The sequence below is a fragment of the Vibrio sp. 03_296 genome (assembly GCF_002265885.1).
Genome location: NZ_NPKW01001144.1, coordinates 1 through 671, shown reverse-complemented (window position 1 = coordinate 671; position 671 = coordinate 1). Strand labels below are relative to the sequence as shown.

The following is a 671-nucleotide window of genomic DNA, read 5'->3' as shown; positions in this document are numbered from 1 at the left end:
CCGGTGGTGAAATCAGCCCTTGCGCAAACTCWGGGACTTGTAGATACCAAGGCAGTTGCTTCGGCCCGTAGCCGATGGTGTACGTTGTGTTTCTCTTTCATACTATTTCCATTTTATTTTTATGGTCTGACTCAGACCCAGCCAAAAACAAATATGAATATAGTTGCTTATTTTAAAATTACCATCGYCAAAAAAGGCGACCCGTGGTCGCCTTGTCCTCTGCTCTTTCTGCTTTACAGCGTCAGCAGATAATTCACCAGTTCATTGTACTCTTGAATTGTCGTGATTTTGTCTGCTTTCACAATGTACTTATTGTTCACGATCACGCCAGGTACACCCGTCAAAGTACTTTCCTTAAACTGCTTATCAAAACGCTTTTGCATCGAGTTAACGGCAAAACTGTTGTAAGCCGCATCGTATTTCTTGGCATCAACACCATTGTCGATGAAGAGTTGACGCAACTCAGCTTCCGTTTGTGGCGCTTTGCGTTTTTCGTGGATTTGCGTGAACATCGCCGGAACCATGGTTTTTTCTGTATCCAGCGACACCATTGTGGCGTACGCTTTGGCGACAGGGACTCCCATCTCSGCCCCCATAAAGGAAACATGCACTTTCTCAAATCTTGCCTCTTCAGGCAGAGATTTCTTCATGCTCTCCACCACGCCCTCAAA

Annotated in this window: 1 protein-coding gene; it reads right to left on the bottom strand. The window is 45.5% G+C overall.

Annotated features, from left to right (window positions below):
* Positions 1 to 233 precede the first annotated feature (233 nt).
* Positions 234 to 671, bottom strand: a 438-nt coding sequence (locus CIK04_RS30400; RefSeq protein WP_142995043.1) for a thiol:disulfide interchange protein DsbA/DsbL, incomplete at its 5' end; no start/stop codon positions are given.